Source organism: Streptomyces sp. NPDC058697, assembly GCF_042715345.1.
GTDB classification, from domain to species: domain Bacteria; phylum Actinomycetota; class Actinomycetes; order Streptomycetales; family Streptomycetaceae; genus Streptomyces; species Streptomyces liliifuscus.
On sequence record NZ_JBHXSU010000025.1, the window covers coordinates 104,486 to 130,492 of the forward strand.

Sequence of the window (26,007 nt, forward strand, 5' to 3'; positions counted from 1 at the left end):
TCACCGGCCGCGTCGGCGCCACCGCTCGCGTCAGCCGGCACCTCGCTCGCAGCCCGGGTCGGTGTCTGACCCGGTACCCGGCTCGTCACCTGGCTCGGCGCCGCAGTGGAACCGGTCGGGGCATCGCCGCCCGGGGCGTCCGCGACGCCGGTCGCACCCGCAGCGCCGGAAAGGCCCGCGCCGTCCGAGACACCAGCGGCACCGGAGCCACCTGGGCCACCCGGCCCGCCTGACGCACCGGAGCCGCCCGGGGCACCCAAGGGCTTCTCCAGCTCGAAGTCGCCGTCCATGTCGCCCCCGTGGAACCCACTCGTGCCGTCCCCCGCGGAAGCCGGGTCCATCGGAGCGGATTCCGGCACGTGGGTCCGGGGCCGGCTCCACCACTTCGGCTTCGTGGGCTTCCCCTCGTCCATGCTCTCCCCACACCTGACCCGCGGCTCGACGCGTTGGCGGTCACCGCGGTTTGTCCACTCCGAGCCCGGGTTTCTACCGCGGGCGCGGCCCATCCCTGGATTCAACCAGGTTCACAGGCCGCCGCGCAGAGTGCCGGTTCAGCCGGGGGAGGAAGGCGAAGGTGAGGCGGACGAGTCGGACGGCGGCACGAGCGGCAGCAGGGACGTCTCCAGCTCCGACGCCGTCGAGAACGCGGTCAGCGCGACCGGCGGGGCGGGGCTGAAGGGGCGTATGAGCGGGGACATGGCGGCGGCACCGGCCACCACGGGGGTAGTCAGCGCGTGCAGCGTGCGCGCGCCCTGCTCGGCCGGCGAGGGTGTCAGGGGCGCGGGCACCCCGGGCAGCAGCGGCGCGGACAACTCGGTCTGCGCGCCCCCCTCCCCGGTGAAGGAGCGCTGTCCCTGTGCGAGCAGCGGTGTGAGCGACCGGCGGCGCTGCGAGTCGGAGTTGGTCGCCCCGCCCACGTTCGACGTCCGCATCGGCGTCACATTGCTTCCGGAGCCGGACCCGCCGCGCGCGTCCGTGGTGTCCGTCGGCATGCCCGTCGACACCCCGCCGAGCGCGATCGCGGCGAGCGACACGGCACCGGCCGCGGCGGCCGCGAAGCGCAGGCCCCGTGAGGCCGACCGCTCGGCCTCACGCCGGCTTATGTCATGGATACGGAACCCGCGCTGCTCGGAGGGCAGCACGGCGGCATGGGGGCCGGACGGCACGTAGCCGAAGGAGTCCGGCTTCATGCCGAAGACTCCGGACGTGCCGAACCCTCCCCCGCCCAGCGGCGATCCGTCGCTGTCCGGGTCACCTCCTCCGGGGAGCCCCTGCAGACGGGCCAGGAAACTCTCCGAAGGGGGTGGCGGAGCGACCTCCGCGAACACGTTCTTCAGTCGTCGCTGCTCGTCGGCCTCGGCTTTGCACTTGGCGCACGTGGCGAGGTGTGCCAGGACACGCTCGCGCGCCTCGTGACCGAGCTCGCCGTCCACGAGGGCGGAGAGCCGGTCTCCGAGGTGCTGCTCGGTAAGGGGCCGATCGGCAGGATTAAGCCGTGATCCACTCACGCGCTCGCGCCCCCTCCTCCCAGAGCGGGCACTCCGGTGACCGCGAAACCGCGGCGCTCGGCACGGGCCTCGGGCGAGCGGTGGGCGAGCGCCTTGCGCAGCTGGGAGCGGCCGCGGTGGATGCGGCTGCGGACCGTGCCGAGCTTGACGCCCAGGGTCGCGGCGATCTCCTCGTACGAAAGGCCTTCGATGTCGCACAGGACGACCGCGGCGCGGAACTCCGGGGCGAGGGTGTCGAGGGCCTGCTGGACGTCCGCGTCGAAGTGCGTGTCGTTGAAGACCTGCTGCGGGGAGGGCTCGCGGCTGGGCAGGCGCTCGGCCGCGTCGTCGCCGAGGGCGTCGAAACGGATGCGCTGCTTGCGGCGGACCATGTCCAGGAAGAGGTTGGTGGTGATGCGGTGGAGCCAGCCCTCGAAGGTGCCCGGTGTGTACGTCGACAGGGAACGGAATACCCGGACGAAGACTTCCTGGGTCAGGTCCTCGGCGTCGTGCTGGTTGCCCGTCAGGCGGTACGCGAGACGGTAGACCCTGGTGCTGTGCGTGCTGACGATCTCCTCCCAGGTGGGCGGAGTCCACGCCTGCGAGTCCGCGTCGGACGTGAAGGTCGCGGTCTGAGCGGAGTCAGCGGTGCGGAAACGGTCAGCGGTGTCGTTCACAGATTTCGGCTCACCCGCCGATCTGAGCAGGCGCCTCAGCACCCCTCCCCGATCCACAGGCGCAGCCGCACCTCCCCTGTCGGCTCTGGTGGTGTCCGGTGGAGCCCCTACCATAGCCACCTCGCCCGTTAGCTCCGGATAAGCGGTTTTACGAGAAATTGATACGCGCTCATATGGCTGCGTCAGCACTTGCTCGGTGTCCTGATCCATCTGCTACCCCCGCGTAGTTCTCCACCCCCTCTAAACGCCTGGTCCCATCTGCGGGTTCCCGGCGGCAACGGATACAGTCACGCCCAGGCAACCACGGGGACAGGAGAGGGCCATTACCGGCAACCGGCTGACGAGCTGGGCGTTCGCCGACGCCTTTGTCGCCGAGGACGAAGCACTGCACTGGGCCCGGGACCGGGCCCGGGACGCAGGGCTGCGCTCTGTGTCGCCCGGCACGGGCGCCGCGCTGCGACTGCTCGCCGCCACCGTGGACGCAAAGGCGGTCGCGGAGATCGGGACCGGCACCGGGGTCTCCGGAATGCATCTTCTGCACGGCATGCGGCCGGACGGTGTACTGACGACGGTGGATCCGGAGCCCGAGCACCAGCAGTTCGCCCGCCAGGCCTTCCGCGCGTGCGGCTTCGCGAGCAACCGGGCCCGCTTCATCCCGGGCCGCGCGCTGGACGTCCTGCCCCGGCTCGCGGACGCCGGCTACGACCTCGTCTTCTGCGACGGGGACCGCCTCGAGAGCCTCGACTACCTCGCTGAATCGTTGCGCCTGCTCAGGCCCGGCGGCCTGGTCGCCTTCGAGGGTGTCTTCGCGAATGGCCGGACGGTGGAGTCGGGCCCGCAGCCCACGGAGGTCCTGCGACTGCGCGAACTGCTGCGCGCGGTCCGTGAGAGCCAGGAGCTGATTCCCTCGCTCCTGCCGGTGGGCGACGGCCTGCTGTGCGCGGTCAAGCGCTGATCCGACCTCTCGCCGGACCACCCCTGAACCCCTGCTGACCTGCGCGAACACGCATGGCATACGTGGCTGACGTACCCCTGAAAACCCACTGCCCCGGCATCACTTTGGATGCCGGGGCAGTGGACAGGTATGGTCGCGTTCCGCGTCAGCCGACGACCTTCTTGAGGGCGTCGCCGAGCGCGTCGGCCTCGTCAGGGGTCAGCTCGACGACGAGCCGACCGCCGCCTTCGAGCGGAACGCGCATGACGATGCCCCGCCCCTCCTTGGTCACCTCGAGCGGGCCATCGCCCGTCCGCGGCTTCATGGCCGCCATGCTCGTTCCCCTTCCTGAAACCAGCTCATCGTCGCCGACGGCCCCACTGAAGGGCACGCATCCTCTCGTCGGACACGCGTCACCGGCATCGAACACATTGCTTCCAGGCCATTATCCCGCATCTCAGGACCCGATGACCAACATCAGTCGGCATCGCTTGCGCAACGCGCTTGAGCAAAACCACTCAATTCGCCGAAGTGGCTGCGATACTGCGCCGCTGCCGAGCCGCTGCATGGACTTTCGGACGCCGGAATTCTTTGACGCAGGTCACATGTCCGAACCACGCCGCCGCTCATGATCTCCGCCATGCTGTCCTCAGACCAGAACGTACCGACGGGTACGACGGAGCCGCGAACCGGAGGGGACCCCCATGGCCGACACCGTGCTCTACGAGGTGAGCGACGGACTCGCGACGATCACGCTCAACCGCCCCGAGGCGATGAACGCGATGAACATCGAGACCAAGGTCGCCTTCCGCGAGGCGGCACAGGCGGCCGCGGCGGACGACTCCGTACGGGCCATCCTGCTCACCGCCGCCGGCGACCGGGCCTTCTGCGTGGGCCAGGACCTCAAGGAGCACATCGGCGGGCTGATGGCCGCGCGCGAGTCCGGCTCGGGCGGGGGTGTCATGAGCACCGTCCAGGAGCACTACAACCCGATCGTGCGGGCCCTCACCGGGGCGGCCAAGCCGGTCGTGGCGGCGGTCAACGGGGTCGCGGCCGGCGCCGGCTTCGGTTTCGCGCTGGCGGCGGACTATCGGATCGTCGCCGACACGGCTGCCTTCAACACGTCGTTCGCCGGGGTCGCGTTGACCGCCGACTCCGGGATCTCGTGGACGCTGCCCCGGGTCGTCGGGCCTTCGCGCGCCGCGGATCTGCTGCTGTTTCCGCGCAGCATCACCGCGCAGGAGGCGTACGAGGTGGGGATCGCCAATCGGGTCGTGCCTTCTGCCGAGCTGGCGGCCGAGGCGGTGAAGGTGGCTCGGGGGCTGGCCGAGGGGCCGACTCTGGCGTACGCGGCGCTCAAGGAGTCTCTTGCCTATGGGCTGACCCACTCGCTGGAGGAGACCTTGGAGAAGGAGGACGAGTTGCAGACGCGGGCCGGGTCCTCCGAGGACCATGTGATCGCTGTGCGGGCGTTCGTCGACAAGGAGAAGCCGAAGTATCTGGGGCGGTGACCGTTTGTGGGGAGCTGCGGGCCGGTGGGGGCTGGTCGCGCAGTTCCCCGCGCCCCTAAGGGGCGGCGCCTCTGGACACGCAATCTGCCAAGTGGTCGTTGACCAGGCCGCAGGCCTGCATCAAGGCGTAGGCCGTTGTGGGGCCCACGAAGCGGATGCCTTGCTTCTTGAGGGCCTTGGAGAGGGCCTTCGACTCGTCCGTGACCGCGGGGACGTCGGCGAGGGTCTTCGGGGCCTGGCGGGTCGTGGGGTCGGGGGCGAAGGACCAGATCAGCTCGTCCAGCTCGCCCGGCGCCCACTCGGTGAGTACGCGCGCGTTGGCCACCGTCGCCTCGATCTTGGCGCGATTGCGGATGATGCCGGGGTCGGCGAGGAGGCGCTCCTTGTCGGCGTCCGTGAACGTGGCGACCTCGGAGATCTTGAAGCCCGCGAAGGCGGTACGGAAGCCCTCGCGGCGGCGCAGGATCGTGATCCAGGAGAGACCTGACTGGAAGGCCTCCAGGCACAGCCGCTCGTACAGCGCGTCGTCGCCGTGGACCGGGCGGCCCCACTCCTCGTCGTGGTACGCCACGTAGTCCTCGGTGGACAGGGCCCAGGGGCAGCGCAGGGCGCCGTCGGGGCCCTTCAGGGCGTCGCTCACCGGTGGTCCTCCTCGGCGGGCTTCTCCAGGGAGGTGGACCGGGCCGCGTGGGCCGCTCCGGCCAGCGCGGCCTCCAGGTCGGAGATCCGGGCGTCCCGCTCGGCCAGCTCGGCGCCGAGGCGGCCCAGGGCGTCGTCCACGTCCGCCATGCGGTAGCCGCGCATCGTGAGCGGGAAGCGCAGGGCCTCCACGTCACCGCGGTGCACGGGGCGGTCCAGGGGCAGCGGGTCCTGGAGGCGCTCCGGCGGGGTCTCGGGGAGGGCCCCGCTCTCACCGCCGCCCACCACGGAGAGAGTCACCGCGCCGACCACGACGACGAGGGCGACGACCAGGAACAAAAACATAAACATCGCTGAGGTCCCCACACTCTGGATGCCGACGCGGACGCGTCGGCGCGGAAAGTATCAGGCTCCGATCGTGCCATGCGACTCTGACAGTTAGGGTCGCAGGCGGCGGAACGGCGGCAACCGTTGCCAACTACTGGGAGAGGTCACAGGGGATGCTCAGGCTGGGCAGGCGCGAGTTCGAGGCGCACGAGCCGGTGATCATGGCGATCGTGAACCGGACCCCGGACTCCTTCTACGACCAGGGCGCCACCTTCCGTGACGAGCCCGCGCTCGCGCGCGTGGAGCAGGCGGTGTCCGAGGGCGCCGCCATCATCGACATCGGCGGGGTCAAGGCCGGACCTGGCGAGGAGGTCACGGCCGAGGAAGAGGCACGGCGGACGGTCGGCTTCGTCGCCGAGGTGCGGCGCCGTTTCCCCGACGTGATCATCAGCGTCGACACCTGGCGGCACGAGGTGGGCGAGGCCGTGTGCGAGGTGGGCGCGGACCTGCTCAACGACGCGTGGGGCGGGGTCGATCCGCGGCTCGCGGAGGTCGCCGGGCGGTACGGGGTCGGGCTGGTGTGTACGCACGCCGGTGAGACCCAGCCCCGGACCCGTCCTCACCGGATCGCGTACGACGACGTCATGGCCGACATTCTGCGGGTGACGCTGGCGCTGGCCGAGCGGGCCGTGGAGGTGGGGGTGGCGCGGGAGTCCGTGCTCATCGATCCCGGGCACGACTTCGGGAAGAACACGCGGCACAGTCTTGAGGCGACGCGGCGGCTCGGGGAGATGGTGGAGACGGGGTGGCCCGTGCTGGTGTCGCTGTCCAACAAGGACTTTGTGGGTGAGACGCTCGATCGGCCGGTGAAGGAGCGGGTGGTGGGGACTCTCGCGACCACCGCCGTGTCGGCGTGGCTGGGGGCTCAGGTGTACCGGGTCCACGAGGTTGCCGAGACGCGGCAGGTCCTGGACATGGTGGCATCGATCGCGGGCCACCGCCCGCCCGCCGTCGCCCGGCGGGGGCTGGCGTAGGGCTTTTTCGCCCCCGCCGCCCCTACCCGTCCCATCCCGTTCCTGGGGGCTGCGCCCCCAGACCCCCCATCGGCCTGAACGGCCTCGTCCTCAAACGCCGGACGGGCTGGTAGTCAGCCTCTCCGGCGTTTGAGGAGCGGGGGTTCGGGGGCGGAGCCCCTGAGTAAGGGACGGGAATGGGTAGGGGCGGCGGGGGCGAAGAAAAAGCCCCTTACCTCCCCGCCTCCTTCGAAACCAACGCCACCGCCTCGTTCACGTCGTCCGTGAGGTGGAAGAGGAGGAGGTCCTTTTCGGAGGCCTTGCCCTGGGCGATCAGGGTGTTCTTGAGCCAGTCGACGAGGCCGCCCCAGTACTCCGTACCGAAGAGGACGATCGGGAAGCGGGTGACCTTCTGGGTCTGGACGAGGGTGAGGGCCTCGAAGAGTTCGTCGAGGGTGCCGAGCCCGCCGGGCAGGACCACGAACCCCTGGGCGTACTTCACGAACATCATCTTCCGGACGAAGAAGTAGCGGAAGTTGAGGCCGATGTCGACGTACTGGTTGAGCCCCTGCTCGAAGGGCAGCTCGATGCCGAGCCCGACGGAGATGCCCTTCGCCTCGCAGGCGCCCTTGTTGGCGGCCTCCATGGCACCGGGACCACCGCCCGTGATCACGGCGAAGCCCGCCTCGACGAGTCCGCGCCCGAGCGCGACCCCCGCCTCGTACTCCGGAGAGTCCGCCGGCGTCCGCGCCGAGCCGAACACACTGATCGCGGGCGGCAGTTCGGCCAGCGTGCCGAAGCCCTCGATGAACTCCGACTGGATGCGCAGCACCCGCCAGGGGTCGGTGTGGACCCAGTCCGACGGCCCGCCCGCGTCCAGCAGCCGCTGGTCCGTCGTGCTCGCCTGCACCTGCCCCCGCCTGCGCAGCACGGGGCCCAGCCGCTGCTCCTCCGGTGGCCGCTTCTTGCCCTCCGGGTTGCCAGTAGCCATGTCCGCTCCCTTCACGCGTGCGGGTCGTTCCACCCCAGCGTAGATCTACGCGGGTTACGGAGGGGGGACGCCGACATGTCCGCCATGAACAGCCGTCAGGTACGGGTCAGGCGGTCAGCCACGCCCTCAGCCGCTCCTCGCCCGCGAGGACCTTGGCGGTTTCCACCCTTTCGTCCCGCTTGTGTGCCAGATGCGGGTTTCCGGGGCCGTAGTTGACGGCCGGGACGCCGAGCGCGCTGAAGCGGGAGACGTCCGTCCAGCCGTACTTGGGCTGAGGCGTGCCCCCGACGGCCTCGATGAACGCGGCGGCCGCGGGGTGGGAGAGGCCCGGCAGCGCCGCGCCGCTGTGGTCGTCGACCACGAACTCCTCGACTCCGCAGTCGGCGAAGACCTCGTGGACATGGGCCAGTGCCTCGGCCTCCGTACGGTCCGGCGCGTAACGGAAGTTGACGGTCACCACGCACTCGTCGGGGATGACGTTGCCCGCCACCCCGCCCGAGATGCCGACGGCGTTGAGGCCCTCGCGGTACTCCAGGCCGTCGATGACCGGGTAGCGCGGCTCGTAGGCGGCGAGGCGCGCGAGGATCGGGGCGGCGGCGTGGATGGCGTTGGACCCCATCCAGCTGCGCGCGGAGTGCGCCCGCTCGCCCGTCGTCCTCAGCAGCACCCGCAGGGTTCCCTGGCAGCCGCCCTCGACCTGCCCGTCGGACGGCTCCAGGAGGACCGCGAAGTCGCCCTCCAGCCACTCCGGGTGTGCTTCGGACACATGCTTCAGCCCGTTGAGGTGTGCGGCGACCTCTTCGTTGTCGTAGAAGACGAAGGTGAGGTCGCGGTTGGGGGCCGGGACCGTGGCCGCGATCCGCAGCTGGACGGCGACGCCCGACTTCATGTCGCAGGTACCGCAGCCCCAGAGCACGCCGTCCTCGTCGAGGCGCGAGGGCACGTTGCCGGCGATCGGGACCGTGTCGATGTGGCCGGCCAGGATCACGCGCTCGGCCCGGCCCAGGTTCGTACGCGCGACGACGTTGTTGCCGTACCGCTCGACCGTCAGGTGCGGCAGGGCACTCAGCACGCCCTCGATCGCGTCCGCGAGGGGCTTCTCGGTGCCGCTCTCGGAGGGGAAGTCGACGAGCCGCGCGGTGAGCCGGGCGGCGTCCAGGGCGAGGTCAAGTTGGGTGTCGGCCATGCCGTCGACCCTAACGCGGCGGGCGCGGCGGCCCTGTCGGTGGCCTGATACCTCTGCCGTCACCGGCTTGTCCACAGTCCCACAGATGGCCGACAGTACTCTCCAGTACCTTGTACGCGTGCCAGAGCCGTCCCCCACCTCCGCCAGGTCCGTACGCCGTGGCCGTCTCCTCCGCTCCGGAGCCGCCTTCGCCGTGCTGCTCGCCCTCGCCGGCTATCTCGCCGTGCAGTACCTGACAGGGAGCACAGGAGAACCGAAGTGCACGGTCGTCTCCGGCAGGGGCGACGGAGCGTCGTACCAGTTCACGGCGGAACAGGCCGTGAACGCGGCGACGATCACGGCCGTCGGCACCAACCGCGGTGTGCCCGAGCGCGCCGTCACGATCGCCCTCGCGACGGCCCTCCAGGAGTCCGCCCTGCGCAACATCAGCCACGGCGACCGTGATTCGCTGGGCCTGTTCCAGCAGCGGCCGTCGCAGGGCTGGGGCACCGAGCAGGAGATCCTGGACCCGGCGTACGCGGCGGGCGAGTTCTACGAGCACCTGGAGAAGGTGCCGGACTACACGGAGCTGCCGCTCACCGTCGCCGCGCAGCGCGTCCAGCGCAGCGGCTTCCCGGACGCGTACGCGAAGCACGAGCCGGACGCCACGCTCCTCGCCGCCGCCCTGACCGGCCGCGCGGCCGCCACCTTCACCTGCGAGGGCCGTCCGAGCACACCGCCCGAGGGCCCGGACGCGGTGCGTGCCGCGCTCGTACGGGACTTCGGGCGCGACGCGTTCCAGGAGACGGGCGCCGAAGTGGCCGCCACGCCCTCGGCCTCTGCGTCCGCGTCGACGGCCGTACCGTCGACCTCGTCCACCGCCTCGAACGGCCCCGACGGCACACGCACCGTGACCGTCACCGTCCCGAAGACCCCGGCCGCGCAGGGCGGGGAGCGGCGGCGCGGCTGGGCCCTGGCGCACTGGGCCGTGGCCAACTCGTCGGCGCTGCACGTCGAGCGCGTCTCGTACGCGGGCCGGGCGTGGACGGCCGGGAACACCCGGAGCGAGTGGCGCGACGACTCGGGTGCGTGGAACTCCACGGGCGAGGTCCGAATCGTCACCGGGCAGTAGTACGGGCCGTCACCCGTTGGGGGTATGCCCGGCGCGGCATGTCGACGGCCGGCCAGGTATTTCCTCCGGCCCTTCCCGCACCTCTCGCGAATCCGCGAAATCCCTTGGGAGCAAAGGGCCGTAGCCATTCGGCAGACTTTCTCACCGGGCGTTCTTTGCCCGGGTTTCTCCACAGCCGATAATGCGACGCATTACCAACTCTTTACGTTGGGCCACCGCAACCTTCGCGGACTTCGAGCGGTAGTCACTGCGTCCGAGCCCGGAACGATCAACAGCCGGTCGATCGACGGCAGACCGACAGCCAGCCGGTCAACTGCCGGGCACGGCACGACACTTCACCGTTCTCTTCCGTCAAAGGAGCATCATGTCCCTCCCCCTGACCCGCCGGATCGCCCGTGCCGCGCTGCTCGTCGCAGCGGGAGCGGCAGCCGGGGTCGGTGCGGCCGGCTCCGCGAGCGCGGCCGAACTGCCGGCCACCCCCGACCTCGGCGGGCTGACCGCGCTGGACAACGCGGGCACCACCGTCGACGGCGCCGCGCAGAACGCCACCGGGCTCGCGGGTGACGCGGGCAGCAAGGCCGTCAAGAAGGCCGTGCCGACCGCGGGCAAGACCGGCGGCAAGGCCGTCAAGACCACGACTCCCGCCGCGCAGAAGACCGCGGGGGATGCCGCGGGGACCGCGGGTGAGGTGCTCGGGGACGCTGCGGGGGCCACCGGTGGTGGGTTGCCTGGGGCGGGGCAGCTGCCGCTTCAGGGTCTGCCGCTCGGCTAAGCCCCCCGGGGGCTTTACGGAGAAGGGGTTCAGGGAGTTTCCTCCCTGGGCCCCTTCTCTTGTGTTCCCTCTTGCCCGGTCGGTGGGCGGGTGCGGGTTGTGTGTGGCTGGTCGCGCAGTTCCCCGCGCCCCTAACGGGGCGCCAGGCGGTTTACCGCTGCTGCTACCCGGTCGTCCGTTGCCGTTAGGGCTACTCGTACGAAGGTGTCGCCTGCGGGGCCGTAGAAGTCGCCCGGGGCCACGAGGATGCCGAGGTCGGCGAGGTGGGCGACGGTGTCCCAGCAGGGTTCGTCCCTGGTGGCCCAGAGGTAGAGGCTGGCCTCGCTGTGTTCGATGCGGAAGCCGTGGGCCAGGAGGGCGTCGCGCAGGGCGGTGCGGCGGGCGGTGTAGCGGGCGCGCTGTTCCTGGACGTGGGTGTCGTCGGAGAGGGCGGCGACCGTCGCGGCCTGTGTGGGCGCGGAGGTCATCATGCCGCCGTGCTTGCGGATCTGGAGCAGGTCGCCGAGGACGGCGGAGTCACCGGCCAGGAACGCCGAGCGGTAGCCCGCGAGGTTCGACCGCTTCGAGAGCGAGTGGACCGACACGATCCCCTCGTACGAGCCGCCGCACACCTCGGGGTGCAGGACCGAGACCGGGTCGGCCTCCCAGCCCAGCTCGATGTAGCACTCGTCGGAGAAGACGAGGATGCCGTGCTCGCGCGCCCAGGCCACGATCCGGGTGAGTTCCGGGAGGGAGAGCACCCGGCCGGTCGGGTTCGACGGGGAGTTCAGCCACAGCAGCTTCAGGCCGGTGGGGTCCAGATCCGTCGGGTCCTCGTACGCCACGTGGTCCGCGCGGGCCAGGCGGGCGCCGACCTCGTACGTCGGGTACGCCAGGCGCGGGTGGGCGACCCGGTCGCCGGGGCCCAGGCCCAGCTGGGTGGGCAGCCAGGCCACCAGTTCCTTGGAGCCGACCACCGGCAGGACGTTGCGGTGGGTGAGGCCCCGTGCGCCCAGCCGTCGCTCGCACCAGCCCACCAGGGCGTCCCGCAGCTCCGGCGTGCCCCACACCGTGGGATAGCCGGGCGAGTCGGCGGCCGCGACCAGAGCTTTCTGGATCAGGTCGGGCACCGGGTCGACCGGGGTGCCGACGGACAGGTCGACGATGCCGCCCGGGTGAGCGGCGGCCGTCGCCTTGAAGGGCTCCAGCTTGTCCCAGGGGAAGGTGGGAAGCCGGTCGGAGACTGCGGACACGGGTTCTGGCTCACTTTCTCGTACGGACAGGGGGCGTCCGTACGGACGGGTGGCACGTACGGCAAACGCCTCGGTCCCGTACGGCGGCAGGCCGTACGGGACCGAGGCGGCGCTTCTACCGCTGGGGCGGGGCCACAGCGTCGCTGGGCGGGGCCCCGGCGTACGTACCGCTTACTGGTTCTGCGGCGGCAGCGCTGCGACGAAGGGGTGGTCGCGCTCGATGAGTCCCAGCTTGCTGGCACCGCCGGGCGAGCCGAGCTCGTCGAAGAACTCGACGTTCGCCTTGTAGTAGTCCTTCCACTCCTCGGGAGTGTCGTCTTCGTAGAAGATCGCCTCCACCGGGCAGACCGGCTCACAGGCACCACAGTCGACGCATTCGTCCGGGTGGATGTACAAGGACCGGGAGCCCTCGTAGATGCAGTCGACCGGGCACTCCTCGATGCACGCCTTGTCCTTGACGTCGACACAAGGCTGCGCGATGACGTAGGTCACGCTGTCGTTCCTCCTCGATAGGGCGCTGGCGAGCCGTCTTCAGGCTCCGCCACCTGGCGCGCGGGAGCGCGGCGTCGTCGATGCCCGCACCTAGTATCTCCGTTCTTGGGCATGATCCGAACAGGAGGGTTGGACTGAGCTGTGGAATTCTCCGCACACTTCCGTCTCGAAGTCCGTGTTACCCCCGCTGACGTGGGGAAACGCGTCTCGGTGCGACGGTTGCGCGAAGACCCTCCTGAGGGTGAGAAGTTCACCGACACGGTTGGAGTTCTCACATCATGGGACGACGGTGTGCTGCTGATCACACGACGGTCCGGGGAGAGCGTCCGTATTCCGGAATCGGCGCTGGTGGCGGGCAAGGTCGTCCCCTCTGCGCCGGCCCGGCGCAGAGGCCCGGCGGCATCGTACGAGGAGCTGGCGCGGGTCGCCGCCCGGGCCTGGCAGCCGGTCGAGCGGGAGCCGCTCGGCGAGTGGGAGCTGCGGGCCGCCGCGGGGTTCACCCGGCGGGCCAACTCGGTGCTGCCGCTCGGCGAGCCGGGCGTCCCGCTGGACGACGCGCTGTCGCTCGTACGGGAGTGGTACGCGGCCCGGGAGCTGCCCGCGTACGTGCAGACCGCGACCGGGGCCGAAGGCACGCAGGAGCTGCTGTGCGCGGAGCTGGAGGCGCGGGGGTGGGTGCGCGAGGTGACCGCGGAGATGTGGATCGGTGCTCTGGCGCCGATCGGTGATCTCCCGGACCCCGGACCGGACCGGACCGTCGTGCTGGCGCGCGAGGCGGACGAGGCATGGCTCGGCCGCTACCAGCGCAAGGGCGTGAGCGGGGTGGCCCTGGAGGTGCTGGGCAGCGGGCCCTCGGTGTGGTTCGCGACCGTGCCGGGCGCCGAACCGGGCATACCGGCGGCCATCGGCCGCTGTGTGGTCGACGGACGCTGGGCCGGGTTCGCGGCGGTGGAGGTCGATCCGTCCCTGCGCCGCCAGGGCCTGGCCACCACGGTCATGGCCGCCCTGGCCCGCCGGGCGCTGTCCGAGGGCGCCTCGGCGGCCTGGCTCCAGGTGGAGGCCGACAACGCGGGCGCCCGGGCCCTGTACGAGGGCATGGGCTTCGCGGCGCATCACGCCTACCACCACTATCGCGGGCCTGCGGCAACGGGCGGCGGGGCCGCTGCAGGTGCCGACGGACGCGTCGGTCGCCTCCGCGGCGGCGAAATCCGTGGCGGAGCCACAGAGCGGTATCGATCGGTGTGAAAGGGCACGAGGCAGCTATGCGTCCTCTTCATCCTCCCGGGCCCGAGCGGAGCGCCGAGTGGCGGCGGCGGTTCGGCGACGAGGCGCGGGCCGAGCGGCCCGATCTGTCGGCGTTGTGTCTGCTGGTGGGCGCCCAGGCGGACGGGGAGCTGGACGAGACCGGGCTGGACGCGGCGCAGATCGAGCTGGACCGGCTGGCCGGGGAGCTGCCGTTCCGGCCCGGCGGACCGCGGTCCTGGGCCACCGCGCTCGCCGAGCATCTCGGCGGCCGCTGCGGGTTCCGGGGTACGCCCGGTGACTATCAGCGGCTGGACTCCTCGCTGCTGCACGAGGTGCTGCGGCGGCGGCGCGGGCTGCCGATCCTGCTGTCGGTGGTGTGGATGGAGGTCGCGAGGCGGGCGGGGGCCCCGGTGTACGGGGTTGCTCTGCCGGGGCACTTCATCGTGGGATTCGGTCCGCCGGAGCAGCAGGTTCTCGCCGACCCGTTCGACGGGGGCCGGGTGCTGACCGGGACCGATGCGGAGTTGCTCGTGGCCGGGGCCACGGGGGCGCCGCTGGATCCTGCGATGCTGTCGCCCGCGGATCCGCTGGACGTCGTCCTGCGGATCCTCAACAACGTCCGTGCCTGGGCCGCGGCTCGGCCCGAACGGTCCGATGTGGCCCTCTGGGCCGTTGACTGCTCCCTGCTGCTGCCGTCACATCCCGCCCGGCTTCGGTATGAACGGGCGCAGTTGCTCGTCGAGCGGGGGGACTTTCTCGCGGGGGCGGTGGAACTCGATGCGTATGCGGAGGTTGTGGCTGCCGTTGATGAGCCTGCGGCCGATCGGGTTCGGCGTCAGGCTCGGGCCGCTCGGGCCATGCTCAACTGAGTCTCACGGATCGTTCGCCCAAGCGCCATAGGGCTGTTGTTGTAGCGCGGGTGCGGGTGCGTTGTGGCTGGTCGCGCAGTTCCCCGCGCCCCTTCAGGGCGCTACAGCCAGCCCTTCTCTCTTGCGATTCTCACCGCCTCCGCTCTGTTTCGGGCCGCCAGCTTTTGGATTGCTGTGGAGAGGTAGTTGCGGACCGTGCCGTGGGAGAGGTGGAGGGTCGTTGCCAGGTCGGCGTTGGTGGAGCCGTCGGCCGCGGCGCGGAGTACCTCGCGTTCGCGGTCGGTCAGGGGGTTGGCTCCCTCGGCCAGGGCGGCCGCGGCGAGGGCGGGGTCGATGACGCGTTCGCCGGTGAGGACCTTGCGTATCGCCTCGGCGAGCTGGGCGGCGGGGGCGTCCTTCACGAGGAATGCGTCGGCGCCCGCCTCCATGGCGCTGCGGAGGTAGCCGGGGCGGCCGAAGGTCGTGAGGATGACCAGCTTGAGCGCGGGGAACTCCCGGTGGAGCTCGGCCGCCGCCTCGATGCCGGTGGCGCCCGGCATCTCGATGTCCAGGAGCGCCACGTCCACGTCGTGCCCGCGTACGGCGGCCAGCACCTCGTCGCCTCGGGCGACCTGCGCCACCACGTCGATGTCCGGTTCGAGGCCGAGCAGGGCGGCCAGCGCCTCGCGGACCATCGACTGGTCCTCGGCGAGCAGGACCTTGATCGTGCGGCTCATGCCCCGGATCCTACGGCCGCCGTGGGCGCCGGGACGCGGGCCAGCAGCCGGAACCCGTGCCGTGCGCTGCCCGCCTCCAGCTCCCCGCCCACCTTCTCCAGCCGCTCCCTCAGCCCGGTCAGCCCGTTGCCGGGACCGCTGTCCGCGCCGCCCCCGTCGTCCTCCACGCTCAGCTCCAGCACCGGCCCCTCCAGGGTCTGGCGCCGCACCAGCTCGACCGTGCAGCGCCTGGCCCCGCTGTGGCGTACGACGTTGGTGACCGCCTCGCGCAGCGCCCAGGCCAGGGCGGACTCGGTCTCCGAGGCGACGCCCGTGAGGTCCGGTTCGGCGGGCAGTTCGGCCGTGATGCCCGCCGCCGTGAGGGCGACCCGTACGCCCGCGAGTTCGCCGGCCAGCCGGGGCCGCCGGTAGCCGGTGACCGCCTCCCGGACGTCGACCATGGCCTGGCGGCTGACGTTCTCGATGTCGGCGACCTGCTGGGCCGCCTTGTCGGGGTGCTCGGGCAGCATCCGGCCCGCGAGCTCGCTCTTCAGGGTGATCAGCGAGAGCGAGTGGCCGAGCAGGTCGTGCAGGTCGCGGGCGAGCCGCAGCCGTTCCTCGTTGGCGGCCAGCTGGGCGACGGTGGCGCGGGCCTCGCGCAGCTCGATCGTCGTACGGATCAGGGTACGGACGCCGACCATCGCGAAACCGCCGAGGAGCGACGGGAGGAGCAGCGAGGCCAGGTACTCGTTCCCGTCCGGTACGGACAGGGCGATCACCGTCATCAGGGCGCACACGGCCGGGATGGTCAGCCGTGCGAACCGCGGCGGCAGAGCCGCGCCGGACGCGACCGACACGTACACGAACAGCACGAGCCACTCGCGGCCGAGGGTGAGGGCCAGGATCGACGACTGGGCCGCGAGCACGGCCAGTGAGCCGAGCACCACACCGTTCGCCTCACCGCGTCCGGCGCGGAAGATCAGGGCGAAGTACCAGATGACGAAGGCCACCAGGCCAATGACGCCGAGGACACGGACTCCGTCGCTGTGCCCGCCGTGCAGCAGGTCGCTCACGGGCGCGCTCAGGTAGGCGAGCCAGATGCCGGTCCAGAGGAGCTTGACCGCCCGCTGCTTCCGGTTCGTGGGGCGATGCCCGATGCCGGTCTCGACGCCGCTCACGCCTTCAGCGTGTCCTTCCTGTACAGCCAGGCCGCGCCGCCCGCGAACAGGACGAAGGAGACGGCGAGGATGGCGAGGTCCTTCGCGTGCGGGGCCTGGCTCTGTTCGATGGCCTGCCCGAGGGCAGCGTACGCGTGCGTGGGCAGCCACTTCGCGATGTCCTGCAGCCAGTCGGGGAAGGTCGTCGTCGGCATCCACAGTCCGCCCAGCATGGACAGACCGAAGTACACGATCATCGTGATCGGGCGGACCGCGTCACCGCTCGCCAGGTAGCCGATGGCGACGCCGAGCGCGGCGAAGACGAGGCTGCCGGCCCAGATCGCGCCGGTGAGCGCGAGCCACTGCCAGGCGTCCAGGCGTACGTCCTTCACTGCTGCCGCGACCACGAAGACGACGACGATCGACGGGAGGCTGATCACGGCCGCACTCGCGGTCTTCGCGAGGACATAGCCGCGCCCCGGCAGCGTGGTGAGCCGCAACTGCCGTACCCAGCCGCTCTCGCGCTCCTTGGCGATGCGCTCGCTGTTGCCCATGAGGACGGCGGTCAGGGCGCCGAAGGACGCCATGGAGACCATGAAGAACGTCGGCAGGGTGAGCCCTGTGCCGTCGACCTTTGTCGTGCTGTCGGCGCTGCCCGCGATCAGCAGGAACAGGGCCGAGGGGTAGATCACCGAGAAGAACAGGAACTTGCGGTTGCGCAGGGCGCGGGTGATCTCCAGCTTGATGAGACCGTTCATACCGGACATGCCGCTCATGGCGTTCGTGGCGTTCATGAGGTGCGCGCCTCCTCGGCGGCGGTGATGGCGACGAAGGCCTGCTCCAGACCGAGCCCGGCCACTTCGAGGTTGCGGGGGTAGACACCGAGCCCGTACAGGGCGTGGACGGTCGCGTCGGCGTCGGAGGACTGGATGCGGACCGTGTGGCCCGACACGTCGAGCGAGGTGAGGAAGGGCAGTTCGCGCAGCGCGGGCTCGTCGATCGGGCCCTCCAGGTCGAACGCGATCCGCCGGGCGCCGGCCTTCGCCTTGATCTCGGCGGCGGTGCCGTCCGCGAGCAGCCGTCCCCGGTGCAGGACGAGCACGCGGTCGGCGATGGCGTCGGCCTCCTCCAGGTAGTGCGTGGCGAACAGGACCGTCCGCCCCTGGTCGGCCTGCTCACGCATGGTGGCCCAGAAGGCCTGGCGCGCTGAGACGTCCATGCCGGTCGTCGGCTCGTCGAGGACGATGAGGTCGCTGTCCCCGGCCGTGGCGAGCGCGAAGCGCACGCGCTGCTGCTGGCCGCCCGAGAGCTTGTCGACCTTGCGGTCCGCCAGCTGTGTGAGGCTCGCGCGGGCGAGCACGTCCGGCACGGGGAACGGCTTCGGGTGCAGGTCGCAGGCGAGGCGCACCAGCTCGCCCACCGTGACCTCGTCCATCAGCCCGCCGCTCTGCAGCATCGCGCCGACGCGCCCGGTGACGATGGCCTCCCGCGGGCTGCCACCGAACACCCGCACCGAGCCGCTGTCCGCGTGCTTGAGGCCGAGCAGCAGGTCGAGCGTGGTCGACTTGCCCGCGCCGTTGGGCCCCAGCAGGGCCACGGTCTCGCCCGGGTGCAGGGCCAGCGTGAGCCCGTCCACGGCTCGTACGCTTCCGTAGGTCTTGGTCACCTGATCGAACCCGACCACCGAACCGGTGGCCTCCGCTGTCGCAGTCGCTGTCATGTGACCCAGCGTGGCGGGAGGCGGGCCCCGCCCGGCAGTGTCGGCCGTCGTCACTCCCGGATGACAGATGTCATGTCGGGCACGCGGAACTCACCTCCTGGCCCCCAGCACCTCCAGCGCGTCCGCCACCGAGCGGAGGAAGGCGGCGTACGCGTGGGCGCTGCACGGCAGTTCCGGGTTCCAGGGCGCCACGGCCGCGGTCGAGGTGAGGGCCTCCCAGGCGGGCACGGACTCCAACTCCCCCACGGGTACGGCGTTCGCGCGGGTGTCCGCGAGGACCAGGTCGGGGGCGAGGCCGAGGGCGTGCTCCCAGCTGGTCGTGGACCAGTTCGCACCACCGGCGCCGGGCTCGGTCAACTTCACGCCCAGCCCGGCCAGATGACGCAGTTCGGGCCAGGTCCCGGGGCGGGCGAGATGCACCTGGCGGGTTCCGGCGGCCGACAGCGCGAGCACCTTCAGCGGGGCGGAGGCGGCGGACCGTACGGCGTCCTCCGCGGCGGCCAACTCGCCCTCTCCGCCCGCCGGTTCGCCGCCGAGGGCCACCGCCAGCTGGGCGAACCGCGCCAGAATGCCGGGCAGCGAGGTGTCGCCGCCGACCGCCAGGGCGAGGACGGGTGCGCCGGCCCGTTTCGCCGCCGCCTCCGTGACGGCGTACGGCTTGTCCCGGTCGTACGTGACGTCGACGACGATGTCGGGCCGTACGGACCGTATCGCCCCGTCGTCGAGCCCCTTGCCCGCGCCCAGGTACGGGACGTCGGCCAGGGCACCGGACTTGGCGGGGTCGGGCTCGTCGCCGTCGTGGCCTGATCCGTACACCCCGACGGGCCGGACCCCCAGATCCCACAGTGCCGCGCCCGCCCGGACGTACGCGGCCACCCTCTCGGGGCGCCCGATGCGCCGTAACGTGATCCCCCGGTCGTCCGTGAACTCCCAGCCCATACCGGCACCCGCCCCTTCGACACCCGCCCGGCGCGGGCCACTCGGGCCACGATGAGCCGGACGCCGGAACGAGACAAGGGGACACCCGGCCATCACCGGGTGCCCCCTTCAACCAGTTCGCTCAACCGGTCCGCGACTAGCTGGGGTTGGTCTCGATCACTCCCACACGGTCCGCCGCCGTCTTGCCGAGGAGCGCCTGGCGCATCGCGCCGACCACGTCCTGGGGGGTCACGGCGGTCTTCTTGCCGTTGCCCCGGGTGATCAGTACGCCGTCGAAGGCGCTGCCGTACAGCTCCTTCAGCGCTTCCAGGTCGTAGTACTCGACCAGCTTGCCCTGGGCGTTGGCCTTGACGCCGAGGAACTTCCACAGGGAGTTCTCCGGGCTGAACGGGAGCTCCACCGCACCGGCCTTGATCGTCACGTTGGCCGACATCGCCGGCTGTGCGAACGCCTTCATCATGCGGTCGACCTCGGCCTTGGTGACCTTGGGCTCCTTGGCGGTGGTGGGGACCTTGACGGTCGCCGCCTTGCCGGTCTCCACCTGGGCTCGGTACGCCTCCTCGACGGCCTCCGTCGACTGTCCGGTGTCGATGCCCTTGCCCGCCTTGCCGTAGACCGCGACGGCCTTGCCCGACTCGAACTTGATCGTGCCCTCGGTCGCCGAGCCGGAGCCGCCCGCGGCGCGCTCCAGGGCGGCCGTCAGCTTCTCCTCGTCGACGGGCATCGCGGGGTCGACCACGCGATGGTTGCCGAACAGCGAGCCGATCACCGAGACGGGGTTGTAGTCGCTGCCCGCCGCGGACCGTACCGTCGCCTGGCTGTCGAGCTGGAGCCCGGCCTGGTCCGGCCTGAGCGCGACGGTGTCGCCCTCGACGGAGAGCTGCAGCGGCTTGGCCGCCCGTGCCTTGAAGGCGTCGTCGAGCTTCTTGACGGCCTCGTCACGGGTGCCGCCGCCGATGTCGACGCCGAGCACGGTGGTGCCCTTGGGCACGTCGGAGTGGTTCATGAGCAGTCCGGCGCCGTACGCGATGCCGCCCAGCGTCACCACGCCGGTGACCAGGAGCACCAGCTTGTTGCGGCCCTTTTTCTTCTTGGACCGCGAGGCCGCGGGCGCCGCCGGCGACACGGGTTCGGGCAGCTTCGGGGGCTGGTGCGGCAGCGGTCCGTCGGTGTGCGCGCCCGGTCCGAACGGCGAGTTCGGGGCGGGCGGCACGACGGGGATGCCGCTGGTCAGCGTGTGTCCTGAGACGTTCTCACCGGCGCCGCCGTAGCCCGGCGTACCGGGTTCGGGGGCGGGCTTCTGCGGGGTGAGGATCGCGGTGTCGTCGCTCATCCCGCCACCGGGTCCTCCGGTGAAGGACGAGCCGTGCTGGGCACCCTTGCCACCGGGGAAGCCGGAGGCGCCGGGACCACCGGGTCCGCCGCCCTGACCGCCGGGGGCTCCCGGACCGCCGGGACCACCGGGACCGCCGGGGAAGCCGGAGGCACCCGGGCCGCCGGGTCCGCCGCCCTGAGCACCAGGGGCACCCGGACCGCCGGGTCCACCAGGACCGCCCGGGAAGCCGGAGCCGTTCTGCGCACCGTTGGGACCGGGGAAGCCCGAGCCGTCCGAGGCTCCCGGGCCACCGGGCCCACCCGGTCCGCCGGGGAAGCCGGAACCCTTCTGGGCACCGTTGGGCCCGGGGAAGCCCGAGCCGTCCGGGGATCCGGAGCCGCCGGGCCCACCAGGACCGCTGGAAGCGCCATGGAACGCGGCGGCACCCTGACCGTTCTGGTCACCCGTGCCACCACGGACCCGCGGACCACCAGGTGCACCAGAGCCGCCCGGACCACCGGGAAGCCCCTGACCGCCGGGACCGCCAGGCCCACCAGGAAGACCCTGGCCGCCGGGACCACCAGGTCCGCCGATTCCGCTCGGGGCTCCGCCGCGCACCGCGCCCGGCGGTGTCAGCTGGCCGTCGCCGGTGACCGGTCCGCCGGTCGGGCCCGAAGGTCCGCCCTGGCCGCCGCCGGAGAAGTAAGGAAGGCCGTCGCGCCGCGGCTCACCGCCGCCGTCGCCGGAGCCGTCCGTCGGATACGGCGAGTTGCCGGGCCCGCCGCCCAGCGGCCCCGCCGCCAGTGCCGCGGACACGTCGAAGGAACCGGTACCGCCTCCGTGGCCGGGTGCCACGGGCCCGGTACCGCCCGCGCCGGGCAGCCCCGCGCCATTGGTGCCGCCGGGCCGGGAGCCACCGGGCCTGGCCGCACCACCGGCACCGCCGTTGGGCGCGGCCGAACCGGAGGGGCGTGCACCGGAGCCGCCAACTCCCGCTACGGGACCCGGCGCACTCGAACCGCCGGGCGTCCCCGCGCCGTTGGTGCCGCCACCGCCCGGACCGCCCTTGGGCGCACCGGACTTGCGTGGCGCGAACCAGTCGCTCGTCTTGTCCTCGGCGGAGGGCGTGGGCATGGGGTGGGACCCGGTGTCGGAGTCCACGGGCCCGCCCGGACCCGTGCTCGGTCCGGTGTCCACGGGGGCCGGTCCGGGCACACTCGTGCTGTCGGAGGACTCGCCGCCCCCGACGGGCGTGCGCACGACGACCGGCGGAATCGGCCGGGATCCGGGGATGTTGATGCGGATCCGTGTCGTCAGCGTGGTCTCGGTCTTGGGCTGCTCCGGCCGGTCACCGGCGGAACGCCCATTGTCGGCGGCGCCGTCGGAAGCCTTGGGCGTTCCGTACGGCGGAGTCCCCGACGGGTATGCGGTTCCGCCGCGCCCGTTGGGCCCGGAGGACGAACTGTCAGTTTCACGACTCAAGGCAGGTTCTCCTGGTTGGCTCCACCGCCCGTGTACTCGACCTCGATTCGGGCGGCTCGGCGGCGCGCACCACCATACTGGCCACTTGTCGTCCGCATCCTGCGGCCGTAGGGGAAACCCACACCGGACTTGCACCTGCGCACTGCGGCGAAGTGGTACGTCACTTGCCAAGTCGGGCGGCGGGCCCGCCCGGTTGCCGCCCCGGGCCAAGGGTGGCACACATCACAGCCACGGCCATTCCGCCGAGCAGGAAGAGGTAGGAGCCCGCTCCCGCGGCGAAAAGGAAGTCTCCCTCCGGCCGGCTCGCGGTGAGCAGGACCACGGAAATCATCCAGCCGGCGGCGGGCGCGACGGCCCCGCCCCGGCCACCGGTCGCCAGCCCCCCGCCGACGAAGAGCCCCGCCGCGCCGGCCAGCGCGAGCAGCAGCCCGCCCGGGAACAGGCCCGCCTGGACCAGTCCGCCGGCCGCCCCGACCACGGCACCCAGCACGAAGAGCCCCAGGTGGACGAGGATCCGTCCGGCCGAGGGCGCTCGCGGGGGTTCGGCGAGCATGCTGCCCGCACCCGGCCTGTTCGCCGTACTCATCAGCCACTCACTTCATTACGTGTCGGACATCCACGACGACTCATCGGACACCCTCATCCTTTTCTGCCACCCCGGCGAACAGGTCCGTCTCCCGTGCCGGTCCCTCGCGCTCACCACGCGCCAACTCGTAGTACTCCACGACGAACAGCGGCTGCGCGAGCTGGTTGGAGAGCGCGAACCACGGCTCGGCGACCTCGATCTGGGTGGCGTGCGCCCGCATGGCGGCGGCCTTGGCCGCGGCGAAGGGGGTGCCGTCGATCTCCGTGGTGATCAGCGAGTCGTCCACCACGCCCGGCACGTCGTCGACGGCGGCGGAGGCGGAGAAGGGCAGTTCGTCGAGCACGTCCTTCAGGCGGGCGAAGCCCTCCTCGGCGACCGTGCGCGGTACGCGGTTCCAGTAGATCTTTGCGATCGTCCACGGTTCGCCGAGCTCCGGACCGAAGCCCGGCTCCGCGGCCAGGTCGGCGGCGCGCATGGCGACGCGGTGGGTCTGGATGTGGTCCGGGTGGCCGTAGCCGCCGTTCGTGTCGTAGGTCACGAGCACCTGGGGGCGCACCTCGCGGATCACCTGGACGAGATCCGCGGCCGCCTCGTCGACGTCGGCCTGCCAGAGGCAGCGCGGGTCGTCGTTGTCGGGCAGGCCCATCATCCCGGAGTCGTGGTAGCGGCCGGGGCCGCCGAGGGGGCGGAAGTCGCTCACCCCGAGCTCGCGCATCGCCGCGCCGAGCTCGGCCTGGCGGTGCTCGCCGAGGGCCTCGCCCGACAGGTGGGCGAGGCCGGGCGGGATGACCTCGCCGCGCTGGCCAAGGGTGCAGGTCACGAGCGTGACGTGGGCGCCCTCGGCCGCGTACCTGGCCATGGTCGCGCCGTTGTTGATCGCCTCGTCGTCCGGGTGCGCGTGCACCAGGAGCAGACGCCGGGAGGGCAGTTCCGTCATGGCCCCACCCTACGAGGCGTGGGGCAGCACCTTACGAGGCGTGGGTCAGAACTTGATGTCTCCGATCATGCCCGCGATGTTCGTGGTCAGATCGCTGATCGTCGGTGCGATCGTCGAGCTGGCCAGATAGAAGCCGAACAGGACACACACGATGGCGTGAGGCGCCTTCAGCCCTGATTTCTTGATCAGGATGAAGACGATGATCGCCAGCAGCACCACCGCCGAAATCGAGAGTGCCACGGCGGCTCACCTCCAAGGATCCCAGGGACGCGGGGGGTCGGATGATGGGGGCAGTAAATCCATACAGCGGCCAGCAGGTTGATACCCACACAGCAGTAGTGATCATAACTATTCGTACGTGCGCATTGATCGGCGCACGGCCGCACAAGGGGGCGCATGGCCAATATGGTCGGAGCATGACGACCGAGCCTCTCTCCTTTCCGCGCCGGCAGGCGCGCACCCTGCGCTTCACGCTCGGCGCGCCCCGCGCTTTCACCGTGGCGCCCGACGGTTCCCGTGTCGTGTACCTGCGGTCCTCGTCCGGTACGGACCGGGCGAACCAGCTGTGGGTCCTCGACGTCGCGGACGGCGAGGAGCGCCCCGCCGCGGATCCGGGGGCGCTGCTCGGGGGCTCCTCGGAAAGACTGTCGGCGGCGGAACGGGCCCGGCGCGAGCGCAGCCGGGAGGGCGGGGCGGGCATCGTCGGCTATGCCACCGACACGGCCGTGGAGCTGGCGTCCTTCGCCCTGTCGGGGCGGCTGTTCACCGCGGAGCTGCGGGCGGGCACGGCACGCGAACTGCGGGTCCCCGGGCCTGTGCTGGACCCTCGCCCGTCCCCGGACGGAAGGCTCGTCGCGTACGTCTCCGGGGGCGCCCTGAGGGTCGTCGGCGCAGAGGGGGAGGACGACAGGGCGCTCGTGCAGCCGGAGTCCGACACGGTCGCCTACGGTCTCGCCGAGTTCATCGCGGCCGAGGAGATGGGCCGTTCGCGTGGCTTCTGGTGGTCGCCGGAGTCGGACCGGCTGCTGGTCGCACGGGCCGACGACGCCCCCGTACGCCGCTGGTGGATCTCCGATCCCGCGCATCCCGAGCGGGATCCGCAGCAGGTCGCCTATCCGGCGGCCGGGACGGACAACGCGCAGGTGCGGCTCTTCGTGGTGGGGCTCGAAGGGGCGCGCACGGAGGTCGCATGGGACCGGGCGCGCTACCCCTACCTCGCGCGGGTGCACTGGTCGGCGGCCGGAGCGCCGCTGCTCCTCGTCCAGGCGCGCGACCAGAAGAGCCAGCTCTACCTGGCCGTCGACCCGGACACCGGGGCGACCCGGATGGTGCACGCGGACGAAGATCCACAATGGCTTGATCTTTTCCCCGGGGTACCGAGCTGGAGTCCGAGCGGACAGCTCGTGCGGATCGCCGACGAGGGCGGGGCGCGTGTGCTCGCCGTGGGCGAACGCCCCCTGACGGGACCGCAGTTGCATGTGCGAGCGGTGCTGGACGTGTCGGACGACGACGTGCTGGTCTCCGCGTCGGCCGGCGAGGCGGCGGTCGTCCCGGAGACGGGAGAGGTGCACGTCTACCGGGTCAACGACCTCGGTGTGGAACGGATTTCACAGGAACCCGGCGTCCACTCGGCGGTCCGCGCGGGCGGTGTGACCGTGCTCGTATCGGCCGTGCCCGACCGGCCGGGCGCCCAGGTGCAGGTGCTGCGCGAGGGCAAGTCCGCGGCGACCGTGGCCTCGTACGCCGAAGACCCCGGGCTGAGCCCGCGCGTGACGCTCACGGAGGCGGGCGAGCGCCGTGTGCCGTGCGCCGTTCTGCTCCCCACGGACTACACCGACGGCCCGCTGCCGGTGCTGATGGACCCGTACGGCGGGCCGCACGGGCAGCGGGTGCTGGCCGCGCACAACCCGTATCTGACCTCGCAGTGGTTCGCCGACCAGGGGTTCGCCGTGATCGTCGCGGACGGGCGGGGCATGCCGGGCCGCTCGCCGGCCTGGGAGAAGTCGATCAAGGACGATCTCGCGGCGGTCGTCCTCGACGACCAGATCCACGCGCTCCGGGCGCTCGCCGAGCGCTTCCCGCTCGACCTGGACCGGGTGGCGATCCGCGGCTGGTCGTTCGGCGGCTATCTCGCGGGGCTCGCGGTGCTGCGCCGCCCCGACGTCTTCCACGCGGGCGTGGTGGGCGCGCCGGTGACCGACCAGCGGCTGTACGACACCCACTACACCGAGCGCTATCTGGGCGATCCGAACACCCGGCCGGAGGTGTACGCGGCGAACTCGCTGATCGACGACGACGGTCTGGTGGGAGCCGTCGGGCCGGCCCGGCCGATGATGATCGTGCACGGTCTCGCCGACGACAACGTGGTGATCGCGCACTCCCTGCGGCTGTCCTCCGCGCTGCTGGCCGCGGGCCGCCCGCACGAGGTGCTGCCGCTGTCGGGGGTCACGCACATGACCCCGCAGGAGCAGGTCGCGGAGAATCTGCTGCTGCTCCAGGTGGATTTCCTACGGCGCGCTCTCAAACTGGGCTGAACAGCCAGCTCCGCGAAAGCGGCGCCGGTTTAGGCGCAAAGGGGGGCATGCGACCGGCCGGGGAGACATGGCGCGCCCCGGCCGGTCTACGGCACCCGCACGGCCGTACGCTGTTCAGACTGACGCGTCCGTATATCGGTATCGGGTCGACCAAGT

General features: G+C 71.6%; 26 protein-coding genes. 8 read left to right on the plus strand and 18 right to left on the minus strand.

The window, feature by feature from the left end; all coding sequences use genetic code 11:
* Window positions 1-551: 551 nt before the first annotated feature.
* Both ACFWXQ_RS38220 and sigE read right to left on the minus strand, forming a co-directional pair.
* Window positions 552-1,508 (minus strand): anti-sigma factor family protein, encoded by a 957-nt coding sequence (locus ACFWXQ_RS38220; protein ID WP_383954387.1) that lies wholly within the window; start codon window positions 1,506-1,508, stop codon window positions 552-554.
* Window positions 1,505-2,206 (minus strand): RNA polymerase sigma factor SigE, encoded by a 702-nt coding sequence (gene sigE / locus ACFWXQ_RS38225; protein WP_200396019.1) that lies wholly within the window; start codon window positions 2,204-2,206, stop codon window positions 1,505-1,507. Before sigE ends, ACFWXQ_RS38220 begins: the two co-directional genes overlap by 4 nt.
* A 214-nt stretch (window positions 2,207-2,420) precedes the next feature.
* On the opposite strand from sigE, the gene ACFWXQ_RS38230 reads away from it, so the two are divergent.
* The gene (locus ACFWXQ_RS38230) at window positions 2,421-3,119 is read left to right on the plus strand and encodes an O-methyltransferase (RefSeq protein ID WP_383954395.1); all 699 of its coding nucleotides are present in this window, start codon (window positions 2,421-2,423) and stop codon (window positions 3,117-3,119) included.
* A gap of 145 nt (window positions 3,120-3,264) precedes the next feature.
* Here the strand turns inward: ACFWXQ_RS38230 and ACFWXQ_RS38235 are convergent, their stop codons facing one another.
* Window positions 3,265-3,432, minus strand: coding sequence for a DUF3117 domain-containing protein (locus ACFWXQ_RS38235; protein ID WP_003966491.1), 168 nt, complete (start codon window positions 3,430-3,432; stop codon window positions 3,265-3,267).
* Window positions 3,433-3,802: 370 nt separating this feature from the next.
* On the opposite strand from ACFWXQ_RS38235, the gene ACFWXQ_RS38240 reads away from it, so the two are divergent.
* Window positions 3,803-4,609 (plus strand): enoyl-CoA hydratase/isomerase family protein, encoded by an 807-nt coding sequence (locus ACFWXQ_RS38240; RefSeq protein WP_383954385.1) that lies wholly within the window; start codon window positions 3,803-3,805, stop codon window positions 4,607-4,609.
* A 55-nt stretch (window positions 4,610-4,664) separates the two neighbouring features.
* Here ACFWXQ_RS38240 and ACFWXQ_RS38245 read toward each other — a convergent pair whose 3' ends face one another.
* Together ACFWXQ_RS38245 and ACFWXQ_RS38250 are read right to left on the minus strand one after the other, a co-directional pair.
* Window positions 4,665-5,249 carry a DNA-3-methyladenine glycosylase I gene (locus ACFWXQ_RS38245; RefSeq protein WP_383954383.1) on the minus strand — a complete coding sequence of 195 codons (585 nt, stop codon included), beginning with the start codon at window positions 5,247-5,249 and terminating at the stop codon, window positions 4,665-4,667.
* On the minus strand, window positions 5,246-5,599 hold the full coding sequence (locus ACFWXQ_RS38250) for a DivIVA domain-containing protein (protein WP_055614046.1): 354 nt from the start codon (window positions 5,597-5,599) through the stop codon (window positions 5,246-5,248). The genes ACFWXQ_RS38245 and ACFWXQ_RS38250 overlap by 4 nt, the downstream gene beginning before the upstream one ends.
* A 149-nt stretch (window positions 5,600-5,748) precedes the next feature.
* Between ACFWXQ_RS38250 and folP the strand changes: the two genes are divergently transcribed.
* Entirely contained in the window at window positions 5,749-6,609 is an 861-nt protein-coding gene (folP, locus tag ACFWXQ_RS38255; protein WP_383954381.1) for a dihydropteroate synthase, read from the plus strand.
* Window positions 6,610-6,820: 211 nt separating this feature from the next.
* Here the strand turns inward: folP and ACFWXQ_RS38260 are convergent, their stop codons facing one another.
* Both ACFWXQ_RS38260 and dapE read right to left on the minus strand, forming a co-directional pair.
* Window positions 6,821-7,579 carry a TIGR00730 family Rossman fold protein gene (locus ACFWXQ_RS38260; protein ID WP_383956453.1) on the minus strand — a complete coding sequence of 253 codons (759 nt, stop codon included), beginning with the start codon at window positions 7,577-7,579 and terminating at the stop codon, window positions 6,821-6,823.
* 106 nt (window positions 7,580-7,685) lie between these two features.
* The gene (dapE, locus tag ACFWXQ_RS38265; protein ID WP_383956456.1) at window positions 7,686-8,765 is read right to left on the minus strand and encodes a succinyl-diaminopimelate desuccinylase; all 1,080 of its coding nucleotides are present in this window, start codon (window positions 8,763-8,765) and stop codon (window positions 7,686-7,688) included.
* An 85-nt stretch (window positions 8,766-8,850) separates the two neighbouring features.
* Between dapE and ACFWXQ_RS38270 the strand changes: the two genes are divergently transcribed.
* Both ACFWXQ_RS38270 and ACFWXQ_RS38275 read left to right on the plus strand, forming a co-directional pair.
* Window positions 8,851-9,876, plus strand: coding sequence for a heavy metal transporter (locus tag ACFWXQ_RS38270; protein WP_383956459.1), 1,026 nt, complete (start codon window positions 8,851-8,853; stop codon window positions 9,874-9,876).
* Between the two features lie 364 nt (window positions 9,877-10,240).
* Window positions 10,241-10,648, plus strand: a complete 408-nt coding sequence (locus ACFWXQ_RS38275) for an ATP-binding protein (protein WP_359719752.1) — start codon at window positions 10,241-10,243, stop codon at window positions 10,646-10,648.
* Window positions 10,649-10,779: 131 nt separating this feature from the next.
* Here ACFWXQ_RS38275 and ACFWXQ_RS38280 read toward each other — a convergent pair whose 3' ends face one another.
* Window positions 10,780-11,880 carry a bifunctional succinyldiaminopimelate transaminase/glutamate-prephenate aminotransferase gene (locus ACFWXQ_RS38280; RefSeq protein ID WP_383956462.1) on the minus strand — a complete coding sequence of 367 codons (1,101 nt, stop codon included), beginning with the start codon at window positions 11,878-11,880 and terminating at the stop codon, window positions 10,780-10,782.
* A 171-nt stretch (window positions 11,881-12,051) separates the two neighbouring features.
* Window positions 12,052-12,372 carry a ferredoxin gene (fdxA, locus tag ACFWXQ_RS38285; protein ID WP_019058397.1) on the minus strand — a complete coding sequence of 107 codons (321 nt, stop codon included), beginning with the start codon at window positions 12,370-12,372 and terminating at the stop codon, window positions 12,052-12,054.
* A 141-nt stretch (window positions 12,373-12,513) separates the two neighbouring features.
* On the opposite strand from fdxA, the gene ACFWXQ_RS38290 reads away from it, so the two are divergent.
* Window positions 12,514-13,617 (plus strand): GNAT family N-acetyltransferase, encoded by a 1,104-nt coding sequence (locus ACFWXQ_RS38290; RefSeq protein WP_383947825.1) that lies wholly within the window; start codon window positions 12,514-12,516, stop codon window positions 13,615-13,617.
* Window positions 13,618-13,634: 17 nt separating this feature from the next.
* Window positions 13,635-14,486 carry a transglutaminase-like domain-containing protein gene (locus ACFWXQ_RS38295; protein ID WP_383947822.1) on the plus strand — a complete coding sequence of 284 codons (852 nt, stop codon included), beginning with the start codon at window positions 13,635-13,637 and terminating at the stop codon, window positions 14,484-14,486.
* A 101-nt stretch (window positions 14,487-14,587) separates the two neighbouring features.
* On the opposite strand, the gene ACFWXQ_RS38300 is transcribed toward ACFWXQ_RS38295, so the two are convergent.
* The 9 genes from ACFWXQ_RS38300 to ACFWXQ_RS38340 all read right to left on the minus strand — a co-directional run bounded on the left by ACFWXQ_RS38300 (window position 14,588) and on the right by ACFWXQ_RS38340 (window position 23,557).
* On the minus strand, window positions 14,588-15,202 hold the full coding sequence (locus ACFWXQ_RS38300; RefSeq protein ID WP_359719763.1) for a response regulator transcription factor: 615 nt from the start codon (window positions 15,200-15,202) through the stop codon (window positions 14,588-14,590).
* Window positions 15,199-16,359: a sensor histidine kinase gene (locus ACFWXQ_RS38305; RefSeq protein WP_383947819.1), complete on the minus strand. Its 1,161-nt coding sequence runs from the start codon at window positions 16,357-16,359 to the stop codon at window positions 15,199-15,201. The genes ACFWXQ_RS38300 and ACFWXQ_RS38305 overlap by 4 nt, the downstream gene beginning before the upstream one ends.
* Window positions 16,356-17,096: an ABC transporter permease gene (locus tag ACFWXQ_RS38310; protein ID WP_383947829.1), complete on the minus strand. Its 741-nt coding sequence runs from the start codon at window positions 17,094-17,096 to the stop codon at window positions 16,356-16,358. The genes ACFWXQ_RS38305 and ACFWXQ_RS38310 overlap by 4 nt, the downstream gene beginning before the upstream one ends.
* Before the next feature lie 32 nt (window positions 17,097-17,128).
* Window positions 17,129-18,058 carry an ABC transporter ATP-binding protein gene (locus ACFWXQ_RS38315; RefSeq protein WP_383947816.1) on the minus strand — a complete coding sequence of 310 codons (930 nt, stop codon included), beginning with the start codon at window positions 18,056-18,058 and terminating at the stop codon, window positions 17,129-17,131.
* A gap of 90 nt (window positions 18,059-18,148) precedes the next feature.
* Complete coding sequence (locus tag ACFWXQ_RS38320) at window positions 18,149-18,997, minus strand: ABC transporter substrate-binding protein (RefSeq protein ID WP_383947814.1); 849 nt, start codon at window positions 18,995-18,997, stop codon at window positions 18,149-18,151.
* A gap of 136 nt (window positions 18,998-19,133) precedes the next feature.
* A complete protein-coding gene (locus ACFWXQ_RS38325; protein WP_383947811.1) occupies window positions 19,134-21,794 on the minus strand; it encodes a hypothetical protein in 2,661 nt (886 codons plus the stop codon).
* Between the two features lie 160 nt (window positions 21,795-21,954).
* Window positions 21,955-22,380 (minus strand): DUF6113 family protein, encoded by a 426-nt coding sequence (locus ACFWXQ_RS38330; RefSeq protein WP_383947808.1) that lies wholly within the window; start codon window positions 22,378-22,380, stop codon window positions 21,955-21,957.
* Window positions 22,381-22,420: 40 nt separating this feature from the next.
* Window positions 22,421-23,317, minus strand: coding sequence for an N-acetyl-1-D-myo-inositol-2-amino-2-deoxy-alpha-D-glucopyranoside deacetylase (mshB, locus tag ACFWXQ_RS38335; protein WP_383947806.1), 897 nt, complete (start codon window positions 23,315-23,317; stop codon window positions 22,421-22,423).
* A gap of 45 nt (window positions 23,318-23,362) precedes the next feature.
* Entirely contained in the window at window positions 23,363-23,557 is a 195-nt protein-coding gene (locus tag ACFWXQ_RS38340) for a hypothetical protein (RefSeq protein ID WP_383947803.1), read from the minus strand.
* A gap of 176 nt (window positions 23,558-23,733) precedes the next feature.
* Between ACFWXQ_RS38340 and ACFWXQ_RS38345 the strand changes: the two genes are divergently transcribed.
* Window positions 23,734-25,851 (plus strand): prolyl oligopeptidase family serine peptidase, encoded by a 2,118-nt coding sequence (locus tag ACFWXQ_RS38345; RefSeq protein WP_383947800.1) that lies wholly within the window; start codon window positions 23,734-23,736, stop codon window positions 25,849-25,851.
* Window positions 25,852-26,007: the final 156 nt, after the last annotated feature.